This window comes from Shewanella sp. Koi 1 (genome assembly GCF_052907445.1).
This window is the reverse complement of the sequence record NZ_JBREJM010000001.1, coordinates 51,611-77,179: the sequence shown is the minus strand read 5'-3', so window position 1 is coordinate 77,179 and position 25,569 is coordinate 51,611. Positions and strand designations below refer to the sequence as shown.

General features: G+C 46.4%; 22 protein-coding genes. 11 read left to right on the top strand and 11 right to left on the bottom strand.

Annotated elements, in window-relative coordinates:
• The first annotated feature begins 2 nt into the window (after window positions 1–2).
• Entirely contained in the window at window positions 3–3,191 is a 3,189-nt protein-coding gene (locus ACUZ8J_RS00340) for an amidohydrolase family protein (RefSeq protein WP_446692775.1), read from the top strand.
• 85 nt (window positions 3,192–3,276) lie between these two features.
• Here ACUZ8J_RS00340 and ACUZ8J_RS00335 read toward each other — a convergent pair whose 3' ends face one another.
• Window positions 3,277–3,852 (bottom strand): DNA-3-methyladenine glycosylase I, encoded by a 576-nt coding sequence (locus tag ACUZ8J_RS00335; RefSeq protein WP_446692774.1) that lies wholly within the window; start codon window positions 3,850–3,852, stop codon window positions 3,277–3,279.
• Between the two features lie 118 nt (window positions 3,853–3,970).
• On the opposite strand from ACUZ8J_RS00335, the gene glyQ reads away from it, so the two are divergent.
• Entirely contained in the window at window positions 3,971–4,876 is a 906-nt protein-coding gene (gene glyQ, locus ACUZ8J_RS00330) for a glycine--tRNA ligase subunit alpha (protein ID WP_011070431.1), read from the top strand.
• A 9-nt stretch (window positions 4,877–4,885) separates the two neighbouring features.
• A complete protein-coding gene (gene glyS / locus ACUZ8J_RS00325) occupies window positions 4,886–6,952 on the top strand; it encodes a glycine--tRNA ligase subunit beta (RefSeq protein WP_446692773.1) in 2,067 nt (688 codons plus the stop codon).
• A gap of 63 nt (window positions 6,953–7,015) precedes the next feature.
• On the opposite strand, the gene ACUZ8J_RS00320 is transcribed toward glyS, so the two are convergent.
• Window positions 7,016–8,059 (bottom strand): HDOD domain-containing protein, encoded by a 1,044-nt coding sequence (locus ACUZ8J_RS00320; protein ID WP_446692772.1) that lies wholly within the window; start codon window positions 8,057–8,059, stop codon window positions 7,016–7,018.
• A 155-nt stretch (window positions 8,060–8,214) separates the two neighbouring features.
• The gene (locus ACUZ8J_RS00315; protein ID WP_446692771.1) at window positions 8,215–9,063 is read right to left on the bottom strand and encodes a LysR family transcriptional regulator; all 849 of its coding nucleotides are present in this window, start codon (window positions 9,061–9,063) and stop codon (window positions 8,215–8,217) included.
• A 126-nt stretch (window positions 9,064–9,189) separates the two neighbouring features.
• Between ACUZ8J_RS00315 and ACUZ8J_RS00310 the strand changes: the two genes are divergently transcribed.
• A complete protein-coding gene (locus tag ACUZ8J_RS00310) occupies window positions 9,190–9,846 on the top strand; it encodes a glutathione S-transferase family protein (protein ID WP_446692770.1) in 657 nt (218 codons plus the stop codon).
• 81 nt (window positions 9,847–9,927) lie between these two features.
• Here ACUZ8J_RS00310 and gyrB read toward each other — a convergent pair whose 3' ends face one another.
• From gyrB to dnaA, 4 genes are all read right to left on the bottom strand, one after another.
• The gene (gene gyrB, locus ACUZ8J_RS00305; protein ID WP_446692769.1) at window positions 9,928–12,345 is read right to left on the bottom strand and encodes a DNA topoisomerase (ATP-hydrolyzing) subunit B; all 2,418 of its coding nucleotides are present in this window, start codon (window positions 12,343–12,345) and stop codon (window positions 9,928–9,930) included.
• Between the two features lie 16 nt (window positions 12,346–12,361).
• Window positions 12,362–13,444: a DNA replication/repair protein RecF gene (gene recF / locus ACUZ8J_RS00300; RefSeq protein ID WP_011620840.1), complete on the bottom strand. Its 1,083-nt coding sequence runs from the start codon at window positions 13,442–13,444 to the stop codon at window positions 12,362–12,364.
• Between the two features lie 162 nt (window positions 13,445–13,606).
• A complete protein-coding gene (dnaN, locus tag ACUZ8J_RS00295; RefSeq protein WP_011620839.1) occupies window positions 13,607–14,707 on the bottom strand; it encodes a DNA polymerase III subunit beta in 1,101 nt (366 codons plus the stop codon).
• A 20-nt stretch (window positions 14,708–14,727) separates the two neighbouring features.
• Complete coding sequence (gene dnaA / locus ACUZ8J_RS00290; protein ID WP_011715304.1) at window positions 14,728–16,110, bottom strand: chromosomal replication initiator protein DnaA; 1,383 nt, start codon at window positions 16,108–16,110, stop codon at window positions 14,728–14,730.
• 445 nt (window positions 16,111–16,555) lie between these two features.
• Between dnaA and rpmH the strand changes: the two genes are divergently transcribed.
• From rpmH to ACUZ8J_RS00260, 6 genes are all read left to right on the top strand, one after another.
• A complete protein-coding gene (rpmH, locus tag ACUZ8J_RS00285) occupies window positions 16,556–16,693 on the top strand; it encodes a 50S ribosomal protein L34 (protein ID WP_011070423.1) in 138 nt (45 codons plus the stop codon).
• A 20-nt stretch (window positions 16,694–16,713) separates the two neighbouring features.
• Complete coding sequence (gene rnpA / locus ACUZ8J_RS00280) at window positions 16,714–17,070, top strand: ribonuclease P protein component (RefSeq protein WP_007652336.1); 357 nt, start codon at window positions 16,714–16,716, stop codon at window positions 17,068–17,070.
• Window positions 17,037–17,291, top strand: coding sequence for a membrane protein insertion efficiency factor YidD (gene yidD, locus ACUZ8J_RS00275; RefSeq protein WP_011624661.1), 255 nt, complete (start codon window positions 17,037–17,039; stop codon window positions 17,289–17,291). Before rnpA ends, yidD begins: the two co-directional genes overlap by 34 nt.
• A gap of 3 nt (window positions 17,292–17,294) precedes the next feature.
• Window positions 17,295–18,920, top strand: coding sequence for a membrane protein insertase YidC (gene yidC, locus ACUZ8J_RS00270; RefSeq protein WP_446692768.1), 1,626 nt, complete (start codon window positions 17,295–17,297; stop codon window positions 18,918–18,920).
• Window positions 18,921–19,023: 103 nt separating this feature from the next.
• Complete coding sequence (mnmE, locus tag ACUZ8J_RS00265; protein WP_086903536.1) at window positions 19,024–20,385, top strand: tRNA uridine-5-carboxymethylaminomethyl(34) synthesis GTPase MnmE; 1,362 nt, start codon at window positions 19,024–19,026, stop codon at window positions 20,383–20,385.
• Window positions 20,386–20,548: 163 nt separating this feature from the next.
• The gene (locus ACUZ8J_RS00260) at window positions 20,549–21,718 is read left to right on the top strand and encodes a site-specific integrase (protein ID WP_052939453.1); all 1,170 of its coding nucleotides are present in this window, start codon (window positions 20,549–20,551) and stop codon (window positions 21,716–21,718) included.
• 84 nt (window positions 21,719–21,802) lie between these two features.
• Here ACUZ8J_RS00260 and ACUZ8J_RS00255 read toward each other — a convergent pair whose 3' ends face one another.
• The 4 genes from ACUZ8J_RS00255 to ACUZ8J_RS00240 form a co-directional block, all read right to left on the bottom strand.
• On the bottom strand, window positions 21,803–21,952 hold the full coding sequence (locus ACUZ8J_RS00255) for a hypothetical protein (RefSeq protein ID WP_023205121.1): 150 nt from the start codon (window positions 21,950–21,952) through the stop codon (window positions 21,803–21,805).
• Window positions 21,953–22,130: 178 nt separating this feature from the next.
• Window positions 22,131–22,475: a helix-turn-helix transcriptional regulator gene (locus ACUZ8J_RS00250; protein WP_000136520.1), complete on the bottom strand. Its 345-nt coding sequence runs from the start codon at window positions 22,473–22,475 to the stop codon at window positions 22,131–22,133.
• 57 nt (window positions 22,476–22,532) lie between these two features.
• The gene (locus ACUZ8J_RS00245) at window positions 22,533–24,203 is read right to left on the bottom strand and encodes a DUF927 domain-containing protein (RefSeq protein ID WP_023205120.1); all 1,671 of its coding nucleotides are present in this window, start codon (window positions 24,201–24,203) and stop codon (window positions 22,533–22,535) included.
• A gap of 8 nt (window positions 24,204–24,211) precedes the next feature.
• Window positions 24,212–24,409 (bottom strand): helix-turn-helix transcriptional regulator, encoded by a 198-nt coding sequence (locus ACUZ8J_RS00240; protein WP_024146390.1) that lies wholly within the window; start codon window positions 24,407–24,409, stop codon window positions 24,212–24,214.
• A 521-nt stretch (window positions 24,410–24,930) separates the two neighbouring features.
• Between ACUZ8J_RS00240 and mobI the strand changes: the two genes are divergently transcribed.
• Window positions 24,931–25,515 (top strand): conjugative transfer protein MobI(A/C), encoded by a 585-nt coding sequence (mobI, locus tag ACUZ8J_RS00235; RefSeq protein WP_023205119.1) that lies wholly within the window; start codon window positions 24,931–24,933, stop codon window positions 25,513–25,515.
• The last annotated feature ends 54 nt before the right edge of the window (window positions 25,516–25,569 follow it).

The following is a 25,569-nucleotide window of genomic DNA, read 5'->3' as shown; positions in this document are numbered from 1 at the left end:
ACATGTTGAAACCTAAGCTGACACCACTTTATATCGCCCTGATGCTTGGCCTTAGTTCCCATGCCGTACAGGCAACAGACGCCCCAAAAACCAGTTGGGATGTCAATGCGCCAGCCAATGCTCCACTAGAAAAGGTGACCATAGATGTAACCGAAGGCACTTGGATGAACATCAGTGTCAGCCCAGATGGTAAAAATTTAGTGTTTGATTTACTGGGTGATATTTATCAAATCCCCGTAACCGGTGGAGAGGCAAAGCCATTAGCTCAAGGCATAGCCTGGCAAATGCAGCCCGTGTATAGCCCAGATGGTAAGCACATTGCCTTCACCTCAGATGCCGATGGTGGCGACAACATTTGGATTATGGATGCCGACGGCAGCAATCCACACACAGTCACGACGGAAACCTTTCGTTTACTCAACAGTCCTGCGTGGAGCCCTGATTCGCAATATTTAGTCGGTCGTAAGCACTTTACCGCCAGTCGTAGTTTAGGCGCCGGCGAAGTCTGGCTCTACCATGTCGCAGGTGGTGAAGGTGTAAAACTGACCGAACGTCCAAACGATGAAAAGGATTTAGGCGAGCCTGCCTATTCACCCGATGGCCGCTATATCTATTTCAGTCAGGATGACACTCCGGGGAAAACCTTCCACTATTCCAAAGACTCAGTTAACGGCATCTATAAAATCAAGCGTTACGATACCCAAACGGGTGATATTGAAATCTTGATCGAAGGAACCGGTGGCGCCATTCGCCCAACACCGAGTCCTGACGGCACCAAACTGGCCTACATCAAGCGAGATGATTTCCAATCCTCTTTGTATTTACTCGATTTGAAATCCGGCGAAACGACTAAGCTGTACGGCGATTTAGACCGTGATATGCAAGAGACTTGGGCAATCCACGGTGTCTATCCCACCATGGCTTGGACTCAAGATAACAAAGATATTTTTTTCTGGGCTAAAGGCAAAATCAATCGCCTGAATGTGGCCAATAAAATGGTCACTAACATTCCCTTCAGCGTCAAAACCCAGCTGGACGTGCAGCCTTCAGTGCGCTTTAAACAAGATATTGATAAGGATGTATTCGACGTAAAAATGCTGCGCATGACACAAGTTTCACCGGATGGCAGCAAGGTCGCCTTCGAAGCTTTAGGTAAAATCTGGTTGAAAACACTTCCCGACGGAAAGATGTCACGCTTAACCGAGTTAGGTAATGACATTGAAGAACTCTACCCCCAGTGGTCGCGTGATGGCAAAAATATTGTCTTCACAACTTGGAATGACCAAGACCAAGGCACAGTACAAGTGATCAGTGCTAAAGGTGGCAAAGCGAAACAACTTACCACAGAACCTGGCAAATACGTCGAGCCCACCTTCTCTCCCGATGGCGAACTTGTGGTGTATCGTAAAACCCAAGGTGGACACCTCACGCCTCGCACTTGGTCGCAGGAACCCGGCCTGTACAAGATTGATTTAAAAACCAAACAAAATAAGAAAATCACCACAGAGGGTTATCAAGCACAATTCGGCGCTTCGGCAGACCGCATTTTCTTTATGAACACTGGTGATAACGACACGCCACAGCTTTCCTCAATAAACTTAGATGGGTTTGATAAACGCGTTCACTACAGCAGTAAGCATGCAACCGAATTTAGAGTTTCACCCGACGGCGAACAACTGGCCTTTGCCGAGCGTTTTAAAGTTTGGGTTACCCCCTTTGCTAAACATGGTGAAACAGTTGAAATCGGCCCTAACGCCAGCAATCTTCCCGTCACACAGTTAAGTGTGCGAGCTGGCGAAAGCATCAGCTGGAATAGCAAGAGTAACCAACTCTATTGGACTCTTGGCCCAGAACTGTACCAAGCCGATGTTGATTCTCAGTATCTCAAAAAGGACGTGCAAGCTAAGCCAAGCATTATCAATTTAGGCTTTACCGAAAAGGCAGATGTTCCACGTGGAACAGTCGCCTTTGTCGGCGGTAAAGTGATCACCATGGAAAATGACCAAGTCATCGATAAGGGTGTAGTGATCGTCAAAGACAATCATATTCTAGCCGTTGGCGATGCAAACACGGCAATTCCAAAGGATGCACAAGTCATCGATATAAGTGGCAAATCCATTATGCCTGGTTTGTTCGATGCGCATGCCCATGGTGCCCAGGCGGATGATGAAATCGTGCCACAACAAAACTGGGCACTCTACTCTGGGTTATCCTTAGGCGTGACAACTATCCATGATCCGTCAAACGATACCACTGAGATTTTTGCCGCCTCGGAACAGCAAAAAGCAGGTCACATTGTTGGTCCACGGATTTTCTCGACTGGAACAATTCTCTATGGCGCAAATGCTCCCGGCTACACCTCGCATATCGACTCACTCGATGATGCGAAATTCCATTTAGAGCGACTGAAAAAAGTCGGTGCCTTTAGCGTTAAGAGCTACAACCAACCGCGTCGCAATCAAAGACAGCAGGTTATCGCCGCTGCTCGCGAACTCGAAATGATGGTCGTGCCAGAGGGTGGCAGCTTGCTACAGCATAACCTCACCATGGTTGCCGATGGCCATACCACCGTAGAGCACTCATTACCCGTAGCAAATATTTATAACGATATTAAACAGTTCTGGAGCCAAACTAAGGTCGGTTATACTCCAACCTTAGTCGTCGCCTACGGCGGTATCTCGGGTGAAAACTATTGGTATGATAAGACCGATGTGTGGGCACATCCGCGCCTGTCGATGTATGTTCCAAGCGACATCTTGCAGGCTCGCTCAATGCGTCGGCCCCACGCCCCAGACAGTCACTACAACCATTTTAATGTTGCGAAAGTGGCTAATGAGTTCAATAAGCTAGGTGTGCATTCCAATATTGGTGCCCACGGTCAGCGTGAAGGGTTAGCTGCACATTGGGAAATGTGGATGTTCGCCCAAGGTGGCATGAGCAATATGGATGTGCTCAAAACAGCGACCATCAACCCAGCCACCACCTTCGGTCTAGAGCATCAACTTGGCTCAATTAAAACAGGTAAACTTGCGGACTTAATCGTAATCGATGGCGACCCATTAACGGATATTCGAGTCACAGATAAAGTCACTTACACCATGGTCAATGGTAAGTTGTTCGACGCTGAGTCGATGAACCAGCTCAATGGTAACAAGCAACAGCGTAAGCCTTTCTTCTTCGAGAAAATCTAATCTCAACAAGGTGAAATAACAAAAGGCATGTTCCACGTGGAACATGCCTTTTTATTTTGGATGTTAGCTCAATAAGATAAGTGACTTATTTGCCACCGCAGCAAGAATCATAGGCGATGCAATCAACTAGATGATCGTTCACCATTCCCACTGCCTGCATAAAAGCATAACAAATCGTTGGGCCAACAAAGTTAAAGCCGAGCTTTTTTAACGCCTTGGACATGGCCTCTGACTCCGGGGTCTGTGCAGGCACCTGCGACATAGAAGTAAACTGATTCACCAAAGGCTTACCACCAACAAAGCTCCACAGAAATTCAGCAAAATCTTTACCATCCGCAGTGTAAGCTAAGTAGCCCTTAGCATTTCGAATAATCGAATGGATCTTAAGGCGATTACGAACAATACCAGGATTGTTCATCAACTCCTCTACCTTAGCGTCGTCGAAAGTTGCAATCACTGCCGGCTCAAAATCCGCAAAGGCTTGTTCGTAATTTTGTTGTTTCTTTAAGATAGTAATCCAAGACAACCCAGCTTGTTGGCCATCTAAACAGAGCTTGGCAAATAACTCCTTCGAATCATAAACTGGGCGCCCCCACACCTTATCGTGGTACTCACGATACAAGGGATCATCGCTGACCCAATTACAGCGGATTTCTTCCATGGCCTATCTACCTTAACGTTTTAACGAAGAAGGTAAAAAATAACCTACATAAGCAGAGATCTACAAGGTATAATCGAAACCATTTTCTATTAAAGCTGACGGCAGTAGACAAGTAGACATGACGACGAAACACGACGTAAAAACATTTCAGGGTTTCATTCTAACCCTACAGGAATATTGGGCGCAGCAAGGCTGTGCAATCGTTCAACCTTTAGATATGGAAGTCGGTGCGGGTACATTCCACCCACAAACTTTCCTACGCTCTTTAGGGCCTGAGCCAATGAGCAGTGCCTATGTGCAGCCATCGCGCCGCCCTACCGACGGCCGTTACGGTGAAAACCCAAACCGTCTGCAGCACTACTACCAATTCCAAGTCGTGTTAAAACCGTCACCGGATAATATCCAAGAACTCTATTTAGGTTCTCTGCAAGCCCTTGGTATTGATACACAAATCCATGATATCCGTTTTGTGGAAGACAACTGGGAATCACCAACGCTCGGCGCTTGGGGTCTGGGTTGGGAAGTCTGGTTAAACGGCATGGAAGTGACTCAGTTTACTTACTTCCAACAGGTCGGCGGCTTAGAGTGTAGCCCTGTCACGGGTGAGATCACCTACGGTTTAGAGCGTCTCGCCATGTATATCCAAGGCGTGGATAGCGTATACGACCTCGTATGGACCGATGGCCCAATGGGTCGCATCACCTACGGCGATGTGTTCCACCAAAACGAAGTTGAGCAATCGACCTATAACTTTGAGCACGCAGACGTCGACTTTATGTTTGCCCTGTTCGATCAATGCGAAAAGATGTGTCAGCACTTATTGTCGCTTGAAAAACCATTACCTCTGCCAGCCTATGAGCAAGTGATGAAAGCCTCACACGCCTTCAACCTGCTTGATGCACGCCACGCCATTTCAGTGACTGAACGTCAGCGTTATATCTTGCGCGTTCGTACAATGGCTAAAGCCGTTGCTGAATCCTATTATCAGGCACGCGAAGCGCTTGGCTTCCCAATGTGTAAGTAGAGGTAACACATGAATTTTGAAAACTTACTCATAGAGTTAGGCACTGAAGAATTGCCGCCAAAGGCGCTGCGTAAACTGGCTGAGTCTTTCTTAGCGAACTTCACCGAAGAATTAACCAAAGCCGATTTAGCTTTTAAATCAGCTGTTTGGTACGCTGCGCCCCGCCGTTTAGCCATCAATGTGACTGAACTAGCGATTGCTCAAGCGGACAAAATCGTTGAAAAACGCGGCCCAGCTGTCAGCTCAGCCTTTGATGCCGAAGGTAAACCAACGAAAGCCGCTGAAGGCTGGGCACGTGGTAACGGTATTACCGTTGACCAAGCTGAGCGTTTGGTGACAGACAAAGGTGAATGGCTGGTATATAACGCCAAAGTAGAAGGCGTTGAAACCAAGAGCTTAATCGCTGCTATGGCGCAACGTGCGCTAGATAAGTTACCCATTCCTAAACCAATGCGCTGGGGAAGCAGCAAGACACAATTCATTCGCCCTGTTCACACCGCCACTATGCTGTTAGGCAGTGAGTTAATCGAAGGTGAATTACTCGGCATTAAATCGGCACGCAATGTTCGTGGCCACCGCTTTATGGGTACAGGCTTCGAGCTTGACCATGCAGACAACTACCTGACACTGCTGAAAGAAAAAGGTAAAGTCATCGCCGATTACGAAAGCCGTAAAGCCTTAATCAAAGCCGATGCAGAAAAAGCGGCCGCTAAGATTGGTGGCTCCGCCGATATCGAAGATGACCTGCTAGAAGAAGTCACCTCTTTAGTTGAATGGCCAGTCGTATTAACCGCAAGCTTTGAAGAGAAGTTCTTGAACGTACCTTCAGAAGCCTTGGTTTATACGATGAAGGGCGATCAGAAATACTTCCCAGTATTCGATGATGCCGGTAAGTTACTGCCAAACTTCATCTTTGTCGCGAACATCGAATCAAAAGATCCGGCGCAAATCATTGCGGGTAACGAGAAAGTGGTTCGTCCACGCTTGGCCGATGCCGAGTTCTTCTTCAATACCGACAAAAAACACACGCTGGAATCACGTTTACCAAGTCTTGAGACCGTCTTGTTCCAACAACAACTCGGTACCTTAAAAGACAAAGTCACTCGCATCTCTGCCCTAGCCGCCTTTATTGCCGAGCAAACTGGCGCTAACGCCGTTGATGCCGCCCGTGCTGGTTTATTGTCTAAAACAGACTTAATGACCAATATGGTGATGGAGTTTACCGATACTCAAGGCACTATGGGCATGCATTACGCCCGTCTAGACGGTGAAACTGAAGCCGTAGCCTTGGCGATGGAAGAGCAATACAAGCCCAAATTCTCTGGCGATACGGTTCCGACAGCAGCGGTATCTTGCGCAGTAGCTTTAGCCGATAAACTCGACACCTTAGTGGGTATCTTCGGTATCGGTCAGGCACCTAAGGGCGCTGCCGACCCATTCGCACTGCGCCGCGCCGCTATCGGTGTGCTACGCATTATCGTTGAGAACAAGTTGCCACTGGACTTAGTTACCCTGATTGCTAAGGCTCAAGAACTCCATGGCACAAACTTAAGCAACGCGAATGCAAGCGATGAAGTGCTTGAGTTCTTAATGGCGCGTTTCCGTGCTTGGTACCAAGATAAAGGTATCGATGTTGACGTGATCCTCGCCGTATTAGCACGCCGCCCAACTCGCCCAGCTGATTTTGACAGCCGTATCAATGCGGTATCACACTTCAGAAGCTTAGAAGCCTCTAGTGCTCTGGCTGCGGCGAATAAGCGTGTGTCTAACATTCTGGCGAAAGTGGAAGGCGAATTACCTACCGCGATTAACTCGGCTCTGTTAGCCGAAGCCGCAGAACAAGCATTAGCCGCTAAGCTTGCCGAACTGCAGCCTCAACTCGCTCCGCTGTTTGCAAATGCTGATTACCAACAGGCATTGACACTGCTGTCGAGCTTACGTGAAAGCGTTGACCAGTTCTTCGAAGACGTGATGGTGATGGCGGATGACGAAGCATTGAAAAACAACCGCTTAGCACTGCTGAATAACCTCCGTGAGCAGTTCTTACATGTTGCGGATATTTCTCTGCTTCAGTAAGTCGCACGTTAGAGTACTAATAAAAAACGCGCTTTTAGCGCGTTTTTTATTGGTTGCAATATGTTAAAACTGCTGAAGTTTTTCGTGCAATGCTTCGAATTGAGCGGGCTCCAGTCCAACCAAGGCTAACAAGTTGCTCAGCATGTCAGCAGGTAATTTCCCCACTTGCTGCAGCATCGAAATCTCACTGATGATATTGGCGCGCCAAACCACGGCAGCAATTCCCTCATTCGGTCGAGTGTGGACATGGGCTAATTTATCCAGCTCGGTTTCAAAGGTACTTGGCAATTGCCAATGCTTTGCCAACAAAGCACTTAACGTGAGTGATTTGGCCGTCATTACTTGTCGGAATAACCAAGAATTTGGCTGCTCTCCAGGTTCTGCTTGTACAAAGGCATCGAGTAGCATTTTAAAGATGGCGAGCTTACCCACATCATGCAGTAATCCTAATAGGAATGCGGTGTCTCTATCTTCTTCACTCAGTTCACTGGTTAAAAAGGCTACTTGCATCGAATGACGCCAAATCTCGGCACCAAAGCGTCGAAAATAAATGGGTTTAATATCTAGCATCTCTCGCACTAGGCAGCTAGTTACAAAGCGGCGTAACTGTTCACGGCCAAGTTGTACTAAGGCCTGCTGCAGGCTTGTCACCTCTCGGTCGCCACGCTTAAAGGCCGGAGAGTTACACAGTTTAAGCACTTCGACGCTCAGTAAGGGATCTTTCTCGATTAGCGCCAACAAGTCCTTAGTATCAAACTGTGGCTCTGCTAATTTACGGTCTAATTCCAAAACCTTAGAGGGAAGCTTCAGCACTTTTTCGGCTATCACTTGTGGCGATGCTAAGGCGAGCTCTATTTCAGCCATGACGCGCCGCTCAAGGTTATTGGCAACGCCACCAGCATCTTTGGTTCTAGCCGGAAATAACAGGCTGTAAAACAGTGCCGCAAGATCAATACTCACAGAAGTATCCTGCGGCTCTTCCGGCGGTTGCTTACCAGAGACGGCCGTTACAGGTTTACTGAGATCGGTTTGACTAAAGCTTTTAGGCCGCTCAAGAATAGTCTGTTCACGAATATTAAAGATTTTATTAAATATGGACTTAATCAAAATATCCTAACCTATAAGAATGGTGGTTACCGAGCCCGCATAGATTATCAGTCCATTGTCTTTGATATGCGAGGCTATTCGTATAACGCGCCGTTTTAGTATATGCCCTCAAGCTTAAGGCTGCGTTAGATCATTAAATTGTTTCACGTGAAACCTTATTCCAAGTAGCCTTGATAGCCCCGCGCAATTTGCTTGGCCAACTCCGCATTTATGGGAGAGTAAGCTTTAGCGGAAATAATCAGTGCGACGGCGACCACAGGCAAGGGTGGAAGTATTTCAGAATCAATAATATTCAGTGGTGCCGATACACTGCATTCGGCCATGGCACTAATAGCCAAATCCTTAGCCACTATCGCTTTAAGAGCCGTAGCACTGCTGCTACAGGCTAACAACTGATAATGCCTATCTTGCTTCATCAATCCATCTAACGCCGCAATATGGAATTTACAATCCTTCTGGAAAAGCGCTATGGGTAACGGATCGGCATCACTCAAGTTCGAACTACTCGCACTCACCCAAACGCCTTTCGAGGTTTGTAATAAGTAGCCTTCATCGGACTCGGGCAAACGAGTCACTATCGCCGCATCGAGTTGCCCGGAATCCAGCATGATCCGCAGCTTTTGGCTCGAGGCGCAGGTAATTTGAAGATCGAGTTGCTTAATGTGACCATGTAACAACGCCACTATCCGCGGTAACACGGATTCGGCATAGTCATCGGGACAACCTAAATGCAATTGTGTGCCGACTTGGGTCTGCTTAATGGTAGTGACAGTCTCATCGTGTAGTTGCAGTAATTGCTTAGCGTATAAGCCAAAACGTTGGCCTTCGGTGGATAAGACTAAGTTTCGCCCCTCTTTTACAAAAAGCGTTTTTCCCAGCTCTTGCTCTAAGCGCTTCATTTGCATACTGACGGCAGATTGAGTCTTATAGGTTTGCATTGCCGCGCGGGTAAAACTCCCGGTATCGACAAATGCCACAAAGCTGCGCAGCGCTTCTATATCCATCATGTTTCCTATCTGAGGTCAGTCTATCTATTCATTTTGCTGATAGATAACATCAAATCTATTCGTTAGTCATGCAAAGTACAAGCGCCTATATTGATAAACACAACCCCACACAGGAAGGTGAAAATGGAACTCTATATTGGCAATAAAAACTACTCTAGTTGGTCGCTCCGCGCTTGGTTAATGGCTGCAAAATCAGGTATTCAGTTCGATGAAATCCTATTACAGCTCGATACCGATAGCTTTTATCAGCGGCTCAAATCCATTTCGCCTACCCTAAAAGTTCCAACACTTATCGATGGAAATATCACGGTTTGGGATTCATTGTCGATTTGCGAATATATCAACGATACTTATCTTTCAGGTTCTGCCTGGCCACAAGACCCGAAACAAAAAGCTAAGGCTCGCTCCTTCGCCTGTGAAATGCATTCAGGTTTTCATGCCCTACGAAATGCCCTGCCGATGAATATCCGCGCCCATCGTTATGTCGAATTAAGCCCTGCCGTGTTGCAGGATATTGCCCGCATCGACAATATCTGGTCACAGCAAATGGCAGAGTTTGCCACCGCCCAAGGCACTTGGCTATTTGGCAGGTGGTCGATAGCCGATATGATGTTTGCACCGGTTGTGATGCGCTTCTTCACCTATGAGATTGAAGTCTCCCAAGCAAGTCGAGCCTATATGGAATTTATCGTCAGCCAGCCAGAAATGCAGGCCTGGATACAAGCCGCTAAAGCCGAAACTGAAATAGTAGACGCCGACGAGGCAGGTGTTGATAGATAGGTTGCAATAAAACAAAAAGGGAAAGCTAAGCTTTCCCTTTTTTATCAATCGCTAACGATATAAAGATTAAACGTCTAGATGTTAAACATCTAAGTTAGCCACGTTCAGCGCGTTGGCTTCGATAAAGTCACGGCGTGGTTCAACTTGGTCGCCCATCAAACAAGTAAACAGCTGATCCGCACCAACGGCATCATCAATCGTCACTTGCAGCATGCGGCGAGATTCTGGATCCATCGTGGTTTCCCACAATTGCTCAGGGTTCATCTCACCCAATCCTTTATAGCGTTGGATATAGAGGCCACGCTTGGCTTCGCCGATGGTCCAATCTAACGCTTCAATGAAGCTACCCACTTCCTTCACACGGTCGCCACGTTGTACATAACCACCGACTTCAATCAGGCCTTCGAGCGCCGCACCTAACTTACCAATGCATTGGTAATCAGTTGATTGGAAGAAGTCGTAGCTGAACAGGTAGTGTGTATCGATACCGTGTTTACGGATAGTGATCTTCGGCAGATACACTTTACGCTCAGGATCGAGTACTGGCTCACCAGAATACAACACACCGCTGTTTTCTAATTCCACCAGCTCATGGATAAAGGCGTCGATCCATTCCTTCATCTTGCCTTCATCCGCCAACATCTCGTTGTTGATCATTGGATGATAAAGCATGCGGTTGGTGATCTGCGTTGGGTAACGTTGCTCTAAACGGGCAACAATCGCTTCCACTTCACGGTATTGAGTCACTAAACGCTCTAATGGTTCACCCGACATACCTGGCGCACCTTGAGATGGGTAAATGCTAGTCCCATCTAACGCTTGAGTGGTCAGATATTGAGTCAGTGCCGCTTCGTCTTTCAGATATTGTTCTTGCTTACCTTTTTTCACTTTGAATAAAGGCGGCTGAGCAATATACACATAACCACGTTCAATCAGTTCAGGCATTTGGCGGAAGAAGAAGGTCAACAGCAAGGTACGAATGTGCGAGCCGTCGACGTCAGCATCCGTCATGATGATGATGTTGTGGTAACGCGTCTTATCTGGGTTGTATTCGTCGCGACCAATACCACAGCCAAGAGCGGTAATTAGCGTAGCAACCTCTTGAGAGGAAAGCATTTTATCGAAACGCGCTTTCTCAACGTTTAAGATTTTACCTTTCAGTGGCAGAATCGCTTGGTTCTTACGGTTACGTCCCTGCTTAGCGCTACCGCCAGCAGAGTCCCCTTCCACTATGTAGATTTCTGAAAGACCAGGGTCTTTCTCTTGGCAATCCGCCAGCTTACCTGGCAAACCACCTAAATCGAGTGCGCCTTTACGACGGGTCATTTCACGGGCTTTACGCGCCGCTTCACGGGCGCGGGCCGCATCGACAATCTTACCGACGATTAACTTAGCATCGGCAGGGTTTTCCAGCAGATAGTCGTTTAGCTTTTCACCCATGGTTTGTTCAACCGCTGCTTTCACTTCGCTAGACACTAACTTGTCTTTAGTTTGCGAGCTGAACTTAGGATCTGGCACTTTAACTGAAATCACGGCTGTTAAACCTTCGCGGGCGTCATCGCCTGTTGCGTTGGTTTTGCCTTTCTTGTTATAGCCTTCGTTTTCCATGTAGTTGTTGAGGTTACGTGTCAACGCACTACGGAAACCCGCTAAGTGAGTACCACCATCGCGTTGTGGAATGTTGTTGGTAAAACAGAAAATGCTTTCTTGATAACCATCGTTCCACTGCATCGCCACTTCAACGGTAATGCCATCTTCACGCTCTTGCATAAAGTGGAATACGTCTTTGTTTACTGGCGTTTTATTACGGTTCAGGTAATCAACAAATGCGCTGATACCGCCTTCGTATTTAAAGAATTCATTCTTATTGTCACGCTCGTCGACTAAGCGGATACCCACGCCTGAGTTGAGGAATGACAGTTCGCGTACGCGCTTGGCCAGAATCTCGAAGTGGAACTCAACATCGCTGAAGGTTTCTTCACTTGGCCAGAAACGGATTTCGGTACCGGTTTTAGTCGCATCGCCGATCACTTTGATTGGCTCGTCAGGTACACCGTGGGTATAAAACTGCTCGTGGACTTTACCTTCGCGGCGAATGGTTAACTGCAGCTTTTTAGACAGCGCGTTAACTACCGATACACCCACGCCGTGCAGACCACCAGACACTTTATAAGAGTTATCGTCGAACTTACCGCCCGCGTGCAGTACAGTCATGATCACCTCGGCGGCAGACACGCCTTCTTCCGGGTGAATCGCCACAGGAATACCACGGCCGTCGTCGCGAACGGAGACCGAGCCATCCACATGGATAGTAATAGTGATATCAGTACAATGGCCGGCTAAGGCTTCATCGATAGAGTTATCGACTACTTCGAACACCATATGATGTAGACCCGTACCGTCGTCGGTGTCACCAATATACATCCCAGGTCTCTTACGTACTGCATCAAGGCCCTTAAGGACCTTAATACTCGAAGAATCGTAACTATTCTCTGACATATTATTCTCTCAATGGTTATTCAATTACCGTTACACGTCCCTGTTCCACATGGAACATCCTACTGGGAGGCGTGTGTAACGAATCGACTATTGCTGCAGGCTCAATGGCAGTGACAAACACTTGCGCACCAGTGTCCACTAGCTGCTTAAGCAATAGCTGCCTATGCTGTGCATCCAACTCGGATGGAAGATCATCCACAAGATAAATACTGTGTTTATCTATTTGTTGTTTGAGCAACTTTCCCTGTGCAATACGCAGTGCACAGACTAATAATTTCAATTGACCACGGGACAGGGCATCCTGCGCCGGTAAACTACCCACACGAAGTCTGAGGTCAGCTTTATGGGGACCGCTGACGGTATGACCCGTAGCCAAATCTCTGGGATATTGGGATTCGAGAAGTTGTGCAAAATCCGTTTTGCTATCCCAGCCGCGGGTAAATGAAACCTTAACATCTACCTGCGGTAAAAACTCCCCGATTATACCCTTAAGTAGCTCATTTAACGAGTCTACATAACGGTTTCGTATTTCTGTGACCTGCTCGGTGTAACGGACAAACTCCCTATCCCAATATTGGATTTGATCATAGGAAGAATTATTTCTAAGTAATTGATTTCTTTGTTTTAGAACCCGTCTTACATTCACCCATGCCGCATAAAACTGTGGGTCTGAATGAAAGGCGCCCCAATCGATAAACTGTCGACGGGATTTAGGACCTTCAAACAGGAGCGAAAAGCTTTCAGGCGTGATCACTTGGATAGGTAAAGTTTCGGCTAAGGTCGATAGCCGTTTCACCTTTTCTCCGTCGATTTTGACTTCGGTTTCGCCACTACGGAAACGTCGCAAGCCGATTTTACTGTCACCACGGGGTAAATTTAAGGTCGCAAACAGGGTTAACTTATCCTGTTCGTTATTGATCACCCTTTGGGATAAATGACTGCGAAACGAACGCCCCATCCCGAGAAAGTAAATAGCCTCGAGTATACTGGTTTTGCCGCTGCCGTTTTGACCATAAATCAGATTGATCCCAGAACTTGGGCTCAGCTGCGCCAATTGAATATTGCGAAAAGAATCAATATTAAGACGGATAAGACTCATGCGTTACTCATCAAACCACATCGACGGCTTAGGCCAAGACTCAGAACAGTCATCATACCGCAATTCACATCCATCCGAGTAAATAAGGCAACAAAGGATAAAGGCTTGAAGACATATACGCCGCTAAAAAGCGGCGTATGGCACAAAGTAGGCAATGGAATACTATAAGCGCATCGGCATAACCACATACATGGAATCTTCTTCCAGGTGGTTTTCCAATAAAGCACTCGAGTTACCATCGATTAAGGTTATACGCACATCATCGGACTTAAGGTTGTTTAGCACATCCAATAAGTAACTGACGTTGAAACCAATTTCGAGTGGCTGATTGTTGTAATCCACATCGATGATTTCTTCCGCTTCTTCCTGCTCAGGGTTATTGGCGGTGATTTTCAGCAATCCCGCTTCTAACTGAATGCGTACACCGCGGAACTTCTCATTCGATAAAATAGAAGCACGGGTTAAGGCTTGCTTGAAGTGGTTACGGCTGGCGATAACGATTTTATCACCGCCCTTAGGTAACACACGGCGATAATCGGGGAAACGACCATCGACTAATTTGCTGGTAAAGACTGTGGTGCTGGTGGTCGCGCGAATCGCATTATCACCAATGGCAATTGCGATATCTAAATCATCGGCTTCCAACAAACGCGCCATTTCCATCACGCCTTTACGGGGCACGATCACTTGCTTTTCAGGCAATTGCGCATCAATAGTTCTGTGACTTAAGGCTAAGCGGTGACCGTCGGTAGCAATAGCGCGCAGCACATTCCCTTCGGTTTCGAGCAATAAACCATTCAGATAGTAACGAACGTCTTGGTTCGCCATCGAAAACTGAGTCGCATCAATCAGTGACTTCAGCACGCCTTGCTTAAGGGTAAATTCGATTTCCGCCTGAAAGGCTTCCACATTAGGGTATTCTTCTGCGGGCAGGGTTGCCAGCGAGAAACGGCTACGGCCAGAGCGTAACAACCATTTATTATCTTGTTGCTCGACCTTAAGCTCACTTTGCTCGGGTAAAGATTTAACTATGTCTAACAGCTTCTTAGCAGGAACTGTAGTACGACCTTCTTCGATATCACCATGAATGACCGCCTGGCCCACTAACTCAACTTCGAGGTCGGTACCTGTCATTTTGAGTGAGTGACCACTAACTTCTACAAGGAGATTTGCCAAAATAGGCAAGTTATGGCGTCTTTCTACCGCACCACAAACCAATTGAAGCGGCTTTAATAGGGCGTCCCTATCAATTGAAAATTTCATAGTGTCCAAATTCCTTGATTTTAAGAAGATAAGGTTCTAATCAAGTTAGCATAATCTTCTTTAATGTCGTGACTCTCTTCCCGTAGCTGAGCAATCTTACGACAGGCATGTAACACTGTGGTGTGATCTCGACCACCAAAGGCATCACCAATTTCCGGCAAGCTCTGGTTAGTTAATTCTTTGGATAACGCCATGGCCACTTGTCTAGGGCGCGCAACACTGCGCGAACGACGCTTAGACAACATATCAGCCATCTTGATTTTGTAGTATTCAGCTACGGTTTTCTGAATGTTGTCTATAGTGACTAATTTTTCCTGCAGTGCCAAGAGGTCACGCAGGGCTTCACGCACAAAATCAATTGTAATTGGGCGGCCAGTAAAGTTAGCGTTGGCAATAACGCGGTTTAACGCCCCTTCTAATTCGCGAACGTTCGAACGTAAGCGCTTAGCAATAAAGAAGGCAACTTCGTCGGGAAGATTGATACCGCTCTCCTGAGCTTTACGCATCAAAATCGCCACACGGGTTTCAAGCTCTGGCGGTTCAATCGCAACCGTTAAGCCCCAACCAAAGCGAGATTTTAATCTGTCCTCTACCCCGTCGATCTCTTTAGGATAACGATCCGATGTCAGGATGATCTGATGATTACCTTCAAGCAACGCGTTAAAGGTATGGAAAAATTCTTCCTGCGATCTGTCTTTATTGGCGAAGAATTGAATATCGTCGATAAACAGGGCATCGACACTGCGGTAGTAACGTTTGAACTCTTCGATCGCATTGTTTTGCAGCGCTTTAACCATGTCTTGCACAAAACGCTCGGAGTGCATGTACACAACTTTCGCATCGGGATTATTTTTGATGATGCCATTACCCACTGCATGTAATAAGTGGGTCTTACCTAAACCCGTACCACCATAAAGGAACAGCGGGTTATAGGCGCCACCCGGATTTTCAGCAACCTGGAGTGCGGCCGCTTTACCGAGTTGGTTAGACTTACCCTCAACGAAGTTGTCGAATTGGTAAGTGGGATTGATATTACTGCGATGATTAGCGTTAGCAACAGGCTCAGTGGTATTAAATGAAGTCCCTACCGAGGCTTTAGTTTGGGGATTAGGCACACGCACAGCCGCAACTGGAGCTGGCTCAGGCTTTTTCGCTGACGGACGGCTACCGATATCGAAGCGTAACTTAGGTGCATCATTACCCATTTGCTCAGTAAAAAACTGATTAATGATATTGATGTACTTATCCCTAACCCAATCGAGCACGAAGCGGTTAGGCGCATAAAGCACCAAAGTATCTCCATCCATTTCGGCTTGTAACGGTCTGATCCACATACTGAACTGCTGAGCAGAAAGCTCGTCTTGCAGTCTTCCGATACATTGTTGCCAAAGTGAAACCGCCACTAAGTTATCCCCAAAAGATCATCAAAAAGAGGTGTATTCTATAGCGAGATCTCAATGATCGCTATCCTTAAAAAATAATTATCCCCAACAAGATCATTCTATGGAGATATCCCCGATCATCAAAGATCAAATTCGATCCTTTTATTCAACAAATAGGGCAAATCCCGCTTTATTAAGCGATCCACATTGATCTATAATGGCGCCCCTTTGATCTCTTGATAGATCCCCTTCACTACTACATGTAGTGCCAATACACAGAGTTATCCACATCTTCTGGTGTATGCGGGAAATTGATCAAAGGATACACGGGCAGAAATAAGCCACTTGCTGACTTTCGTTGTTGACGGGGACAGGTAAAGTGATTACAATTCGGCCTCTTTTTTACCCTTACCTCTGTCACCAGAGATAAGGATATGTTCACTTATAACAAAGACGGATTGCCATCATGAGTAAACGTACTTTTCAACCTAGCAACCTGAAGCGCAAGCGTTCTCACGGCTTCCGCGCTCGTATGGCTACTGCAGGCGGCCGTAAGGTGCTTGCACGTCGTCGTGCGAAAGGTCGCGCTCGTTTATCTGCTTAATAAGTTAAGTAGGTAACTAGTTGACTAGCTATACCTTTACGCGGGAGTTACGCTTGCTAACTCCCGCGCAATTTAAATCTGTATTCTCCAATCCCATCAAAGCTTCTTCTGCTGAAATCACTCTGCTTGCCATTCCTAATTCGGAACAACATCCGCGTTTGGGTCTTACTGTAGCTAAACGCTATGTAAAACGCGCCAACCAGCGTAATCGCATTAAGCGAGTTATCAGAGATAGTTTTCGCCTCAATCAACACGACATCCCTCACCTTGATATTGTTGTGCTGGTCAGAAATGGGGTGATGGAAATGGAAAATGCAGAGATCAACAAGTTGATAGAAAAGCTATGGCGCAAACTCAGTCGCCGCTACAATGGCTAGCAACCACGTTTATTCGTGGCTATCAAATCTTCATCAGCCCCCTCTTAGGGCCTCGATGTCGTTTCAATCCCACATGCTCGCATTACGCCATTGAGGCAATAAAAGTGCACGGAACCGCGAAAGGTTGTTGGTTTGCATTGAAACGCATATTAAAATGTCACCCTTTGCATCCCGGCGGTAGTGATCCCGTCCCCCCTAAAAATGACAGGTGTAATAAATAGGCTATGGAATCTCAACGCAATATATTGCTAATAGGACTACTGTTTGTCAGCTTTTTGCTGTGGCAACAGTGGCAAGCAGACAAAGCTCCAAAACCCGTTGCAACCGAATCGTCTGTAGTGGCGAATGCAACCACAAATCACAGTGCTGATGTTCCAGAAGCAGACACAGGTGTCCCAGCAGCCTTAACGGCAACGCAAAATCTGATCACAGTTAAAACCGATCAGCTCGATGTACAAATCAACCCAGTGGGTGGTGACATCGTTTTTGCGGCTCTGGTTTCACACAAACTGGAACAGGGTAAAGACCAGCCATTTGTTTTGCTTGAGCAAACCAAAGATTTCACCTATATCGCTCAGAGTGGCCTGATTGGCCGTGATGGTATCGATAGCAGTGCTAAAGGTCGCGCCGCATTTGCTGCCAGCAAAACTGAATTTACCTTAGCCGATGGCCAAGACTCCTTAGAAGTACCACTGACCTATGTGGCTGATAACGGTGTGACTTACACAAAAGTGTTTGTTTTCCATCGTGGCAAGTTTAACGTTGATATCGATTACAAAATCAACAACACCTCAGCTGCTCCATTGCAAGTTCAGATGTACGGTCAGATTAAACAGACCATCAAGCCATCTGAAAGCAGCATGATGATGCCAACTTACCGTGGCGCCGCGTTCTCGACTCAAGATGTACGTTACGAAAAGTACAAGTTTGAAGATATGAGCAAGAGCAACCTCAATCAACCGACTCTCGGTGGTTGGGCGGCGATGCTGCAACATTACTTCGTATCAGCTTGGATCCCACCAGCAACCGATAGCAACACCATTTTCTCAAGTGTAAGTGCTGGCGGTTTAGCTAACATTGGTTTCCGTGGCGCGGTATATGATATTGCACCAGGTGCGACTCAAGAAATTAGCTCACAGTTTTATGTTGGTCCTAAGGATCAAAAAGCGCTATCTGCGTTATCTGATAGCTTAAACCTGGTTGTTGATTACGGTTTCCTTTGGTGGTTAGCCGTGCCAATCCACTGGTTATTGATGTTCTATCAATCATTTGTGGGTAACTGGGGTGTGGCGATTATCCTGATCACCTTAACCGTTCGTGGTTTACTGTTCCCGCTGACTAAAGCGCAGTACACCTCAATGGCGAAGATGCGTAACCTACAGCCAAAACTGCAGGATCTGAAAGAACGCTTCGGCGATGACCGTCAAAAGATGGGTCAAGCCATGATGGAACTGTACAAGAAGGAAAAAGTGAACCCTATGGGTGGCTGTTTACCTATCCTGCTACAGATGCCAATCTTCATTGCCTTGTACTGGGTATTGTTAGAAAGCTTCGAGCTGCGTCACGCGCCATTTATGTTATGGATCCACGACTTATCTGTACAAGATCCATACTACATTCTGCCGTTGCTGATGGGTGCGTCTATGTTTGTGATGCAAAAAATGCAACCCATCGCACCGACCATGGACCCAATGCAAGTGAAGATGATGCAATGGATGCCAGTGATCTTTACCGTATTCTTCCTGTGGTTCCCATCGGGTCTAGTACTGTACTGGTTAGTGGGTAACATTGTTGCCATCATCCAGCAGAAGATTATTTATGCAGGTCTAGAGAAAAAAGGCTTAAAATAAGCCCAAGCGCTAGATAAGAGCTAATGGCTCAGCATATTCAAAAAGGCGGCTTAATGAGCCGCCTTTTCCTTTAGATGATTTGATCGAATTAATGGGTATTTCCGTGACAACTGACACTATCGTGGCACAGGCCACCGCGCCCGGACGGGGCGGCGTGGGTATCATTCGTATCTCTGGTGATAAGGCAACCGATGTGGCAATGGCCGTATTGGGTCATTTACCTAAACCCCGTTACGCCGATTACTGCGACTTTAAAAATGCCTCAGGCCAAGTGATAGACCAAGGTATCGCACTGTATTTTAAAGGCCCTAATTCTTTCACTGGTGAAGATGTATTAGAGCTGCAGGGCCACGGTGGTCAAATCGTCCTCGATATGCTGATCAAGCGCGTATTAGAAGTCGAAGGCATTCGCATCGCCAAACCAGGCGAGTTTAGCGAACAAGCCTTTATGAACGATAAGCTGGACTTAACCCAGGCCGAAGCGATTGCCGACCTTATCGATGCCACCAGTGAGCAAGCCGCCAAAAGCGCGCTGCAATCACTACAAGGTGAATTTTCGAAGGAAGTCCATGAGCTGGTGGATCAAGTCACCCATCTGCGTTTATACGTCGAAGCCGCGATTGATTTCCCCGATGAAGAAGTCGACTTTTTAAGTGATGGCAAAATTGCCAACGCACTCTACAAAATTATCGACAAACTCAGTGCCGTTCAAGCCAGCGCCAAACAAGGCTCGATTATCCGTGAAGGGATGAAAGTAGTGATTGCCGGTCGTCCCAATGCCGGAAAATCCAGTCTACTTAATGCGCTCGCCGGTAAAGAATCGGCGATTGTCACCGAAATTGCTGGTACCACCCGTGACGTATTACGCGAGCATATCCATTTAGATGGTATGCCACTGCATATTATCGACACCGCAGGCCTGCGTGACACCACTGATACGGTAGAACAAATCGGTATTGAGCGGGCTTGGAACGAAATCAACAGCGCCGATCGGGTGTTATTTATGGTCGATGGTACCACCACGGATGCGGTCGATCCCCACGATATTTGGCCCGATTTTATCAATCGCCTCCCTGCCAATTTAGGCGTAACCGTTGTCCGCAATAAGGCCGACCTCACCGGTGAGAACCTCGCTATGACCGAAGAAAAAGGTTACAGCGTGTATCGGATCTCGGCCAAAACCGGTCTCGGTGTTGAGGAATTAAAGCAACACCTTAAATCCTTGATGGGTTATCAGAGTAATCTCGAAGGTGGCTTTATCGCCCGTCGTCGTCACCTCGAAGCATTAGATGTTGCCGCAAGCCATCTGCAACTCGGTAAAGAACAATTAGAGATTTACCTCGCAGGTGAACTGTTAGCGGAAGAACTGAGAATGGCGCAATTAGCCCTGTCCGAAATCACTGGCCGCTTCACCTCTGACGATCTACTGGGCAAAATTTTCAGCTCATTCTGTATCGGGAAGTAAAATAGTAAAACGTATCAAACCAAATCAAAACAACATTATGATTTTAAAATAATTTTGTTTTACTTGGTGGGAAGTGATTTGAAGGGTTTTGTCGATTCTTGCTCCGCATGTGCTCCGAAGATAAATTCTGGAGCACATGCGGAGCACAAGATGAGAAAAACCTATGAAAATCAATATACAAAAGCGAGAACCAGATAAGAATGGCCTGCGCCCCATCAGGCTTGTGTACTATTACGGCTCAAAGACCTCGGAAGACGGTTCAAGGGCTCAAAAGCGCTCTTACGAGCCGCTGAATCTGTTCCTCTACAACAAGCCAAAAAACGCAGTTGAGCGCGAGCACAATAAAACCACATTGCAAAAAGCTGAGGCCATTCGAGCCAAGCGTCTACTGGAAATGGAATCAGCCAAACACGGCTTAGATGACCGCACAAAACTCAATGCCAGCTTCTTTGACTACTTCGACCAAATTACAGCGAGTAAAGCATCCGGTAGCAAATCCAACTACTCAATTTGGGTTTCTGCGGGCATCCATCTCCACCGTTATCACCGCCACGCAGAACTCACTTTTGAACAGGTAGATAAATACTTCTTGGAAGGGTTCCGCCATTACCTACAGCATGAGGCAATGACAAAATCAGATACCGGCCTCTCCAGGAATACCGCCTGTAGCTACTTCAATAAAATTCGGGCAGCACTCAACCAAGCGCAACGAGACCGAATCATCAGAGATAACCCTGTTGAACAAGTCAAATCCATCAAAGCAGAGAGGACACAGCGCACTTATCTCACTCTGGATGAGGTAAAGGCCCTTACCAAGGCAGAATGCCGTTACGATGTACTACGGAGAGCATTTCTGTTCTCCTGCACTACGGGTCTACGCTGGTCAGACATTCATAAACTGGTGTGGAGTGAAATTGAACTATTTGCTCAAGGGCACTACCGAATAATCTTTTCCCAGATAAAGCTCAAAAACTCAGGCAATGGCCTGCAATATCTCGACTTACCGGATTCAGCAGTACGTTTGCTCAACTTGGAAAACAGGGGAAAACCGACAGAACGGGTTTTTAAGGGCTTACGTTACGACAGCTATAGCAACGTCGCGCTAGTGCAGTGGGCTGTACGTGCCGGGATCACCAAACACGTGACCTTTCATGCAGGCCGCCACACCTTTGCAGTAAACCAACTTGCCCGAGGGCTAGACATCTATTCCCTTTCCAGATTGCTTGGCCACAGCGAACTCAGAACGACAGAAATCTACGCAGATATTCTGGAAACCCGGCGCACAGAGGCCATGCGGACCTTTCCAGATATCTTCGATGAGTCATCAGACTAAGAGCATTATTACGACCAAACGACGACATCTTTATAAACAAAAGGGCACCTCGACAGTGCCCTCCAAATCAACCAAATAAGATCGTTAGTTTTTACAGCCGTTCTTATCACATGTGATTTTCTCGTGGGAATTAACCCAGTGATCGGCATTTTTCTTCGTATCAGTGCCGCCGCCAGTGGTGCCGCCTTTAGCACCGCTGTGTACTACACCGGTTGGGGTATGTTTAACAGACATATTGACCGTCCCTAGCTAATGATGTGTTTTTAAAAGCGCATTCGCACGCACATTAAGACCTAGTCATTAAAGCCTGAGCTGTCAATTCGACGAGTAACCGTTACATGTCACAGTTAAAGAACGTGACATGTAACGTATATAACCATTCCTATTTATTTTCAAAAAGTTAAGCATCAACCTAATATCTCCGGCCATACAATTTTCGGTTAGCAACTAGATGATCAGCAGCGGCTTTATCAATCTCATCAGAAGACGCCACACGATTACTCTGCAACCAAGCCAAGATATCTGCTCGCCTGAAGAACACCCGATTACCATTAGGTTTGAAGAATGGGATCTTGCGTTCATGGGTCAGCCGGTACAAAGTGCTTTTCTTTAACCCCGTCAGCTCAGCACATTCCTCAACTGTGAGGATTTCCTTTGTTGTGTCAGGACGTTGCTCGTTTTTGATATGATCGGTAATCAGTTTTTTAAGCAATGACATATCCATCAGCATGCGCTGAAGCATCTCTTTTTCAGTCATGTTGATACTCCTACCTCAGAATCAAACAGGGAAAAGTGGGAAAGTGGGATATTTGAATTATTCATCATCGACTTGCTCCATCTTCAGCATTGCTTGCCTCACCCTGTCAGGCCAAAGGGCAAAAAAACGATAGTAGCGACCGCTCATCTTTAGCTTATAGGTACCACGGCTGCGTTCATTACTTTCAAGACATTGACGGCGGAAGAGCAGCTCAACATCACGCATATAATGAGTTGGCAAATTTAAGCCTTTCAAAAATTCATCTTTGTGGATGAGCCAAAGCTCCTCACCATCGATAAACCGTCGATATCCTATGCTTGTTGGCCTATATACATCGCCTTCTTTAGCAAGTCGTTTGTCCCACTTAGCGAGAACACCGCCAATCTTTTGTAGTAAGCTATATTCCTCAAGATTCATTAAATGACCGCGACTTCCCAACCAAACCCGATATAAGCTGTGCACTGCTTGCTCTGATTCGTCCTCACTCCAATTAACCAGAAAGTTACGAGAGGCAAGCTGCAAGGCCACTAAAATCAGCGCAAAACGCCGGGTGACTCGCTGCACCTGTGAGGATGAATCCGGCAGTAGCCAGCTATCAACAATGCGCTGTAATTCCTTTGGCACGTATTGATTAAGATCCACTACATCAGTCGTGATCAATTCGATGAATGATCTCAGCAATGATCCGTACGTTCTCGCACTTGCAGACTTCAGATGATCAATGGCCTTTTGAGGTGTGGAAAAGCTGTGAAGATCATTCAGCACCCCATGCTGACCAATTACCGGAAGTTCAATCAAACGAACTTCTTGCCCGGCCATCGGGCTACGACCCAAACTTTCAAATATCTCTGAGAGCCACTTTTCACCTGAACTTAATACCAGCACACGCCAATGCTCAGATTCAGCAAGCTTGCCGGTTTTATCTGCCCGCAATTTCCCAGCACCATTAAAAATTTGATACAAACAGGTATCGATATCTTCCGCTTTGGCCATGCCAATTTCATCAAGCGGTAAAACTAGGTCGTGATGTTCACTTGCGACAGCAGCAATACCATTGGCAGTGCCACTCCAACTTTTCATGAAGTCAGAACCACCACAGACACTTGCACACACTTGGAGAAGTGCGGTTTTACCATCAGCAGAATTGGAAACAATATGAATACCGCCATTCTCCAAACCGGCGGGTTTTAACAGTGGTCCTGTAAGGGCACAGCCAATAGCGAAAATTAAATATGGGTTACCACGACAAAAACGCCCGACTTCTTGTCGCCAATCGTCCAAAGATCCTTTTTGCTGAAAATTTGGGGCAACACGCGGAGATAGATATAGATACGGTTCATCACTCCTACCAGAAATCCAACTGGGCGTAACAAATACCTCACGATGCCAACCAGTCCTTTCCACTATGGTTGCAGTACTCGCTTTGCGCGATTCTTGAACTAAATATTGTTGAATCAGTTTCCACGTATCGATGCCAGTTTCTATCCAAAAACCGCTGTCTAATAACCGCTCTCGAATTAACATAGACTGGCTACCATTCAATATCTTCATCAAAAATACCTCCTGGACAGAACAGCCATCCAGATTGAGCCACTCGCACAACACGCCACTACTCCGAATTCGGTCATCACTACGCACTCTAAAAAGAACGCAAATTGGATCGGAAATTTTCCGTTCTTCACCATCCTGTATGCGGAATAAACCATTATTACGTAGTTCAAGCTGCATTTTTCCTCCTACAAACATTGCATCCAAGCCAATACCTCGCTGTGTCGGAAACGGACTGATCGGCCATGATCATTGAGTTTGATTGGTGAAGGAAATTTTCCACTTTGAACATAACGTCGCAGTGTTGCTGGTGATATTTGAGTGAGAGAACACACCTCTCGATATGTGAGTAGTCTTTCGTCAGTGGTGGGTATAACTTGATTCATAATGCCTCCTGAAAATTATTGAACCTTCATGCAGCATCATCCTAAAAATCAGTTACTAAGCAGACCGCTGGAACTGCCCTTTTTGGGAACTTCAATAATAAATTTCAACACGCTGATATTTAATGACATTTATTCAATATATAGATAAAAAACAGCCTCTGAGCAGCAAAAAGCTAAGCCACCAATGAGTTGCTCGACATTACCGTATCAATTTGTGCGCCAGTGAAAAAACTTTCACATGTGAAAGCTTAGAGACCTGACGATTTACACTAAACAAAGCTAGGTCCCCCATAAAAAGTGGAATCGTTTGGATTAGGTCTTTTGAGGAAGATAGCAGTTGTATGGAATAAACCTGTCCAGGTCCCCCATTAGATAATTATCTGGATAGGAATTGGCTAGGTCTTCTGGCTAAGTCGCCATAACAAAAGACCTAGGTGCCCAAAAAGGGCATGAAGGCAGGCGATGGATTAGGTCACACGACAATAGACTGACTCTGTATCAACAACACAGAGGATCATCCAATGACAGACCCATTTACAGTTTTGAATAAACAAATTGCTGCTTGGAATACTTTTGTCTCAAGCGATGACAAGAAGATAGATCACGACGAGGCAATGCTTTTCACCCGTTCAACATCGCAGCAATATCTGAATTACATACATAAGTCTGTTGAGCTAGAACAATTGCGCTATTACTACATTGCACAACGGGTTGCTGAGTTGTATTGGCAGCACAACAAGGCTCACCGCGGCAAAAATACTCCCGGCTACCCCGGACATTACGGCTGTAGAGTGCGACTTCGCGATCGAAAATTTGAAATGTATTGGTTCTATAACGAATTCACGCGCAAAAAGGGAACTGAGGGCTATAACATCATCAGCCATTATTTGTCTCGTGGCGATCAATATCGCTATCTACGATCAACCTTTTCGCTAGCTCAAGACTGGGAAAAACCTGTAATTGAGGCAGTTGAGGACGCTTTTGCCATCATCCGCAGAGCCAACTCAAATCTAATGCGGGTTAGACAACTGTGCCGTTGGAATGACACCAATCTATTCAAAATGGCAGGCGATATCGATGATTTTAAGATGGATAATCCTTTATAATTATGATCTTACAACACAGCCCTCAACTCATTCGAGAGCAGGGCTGTGGTATAG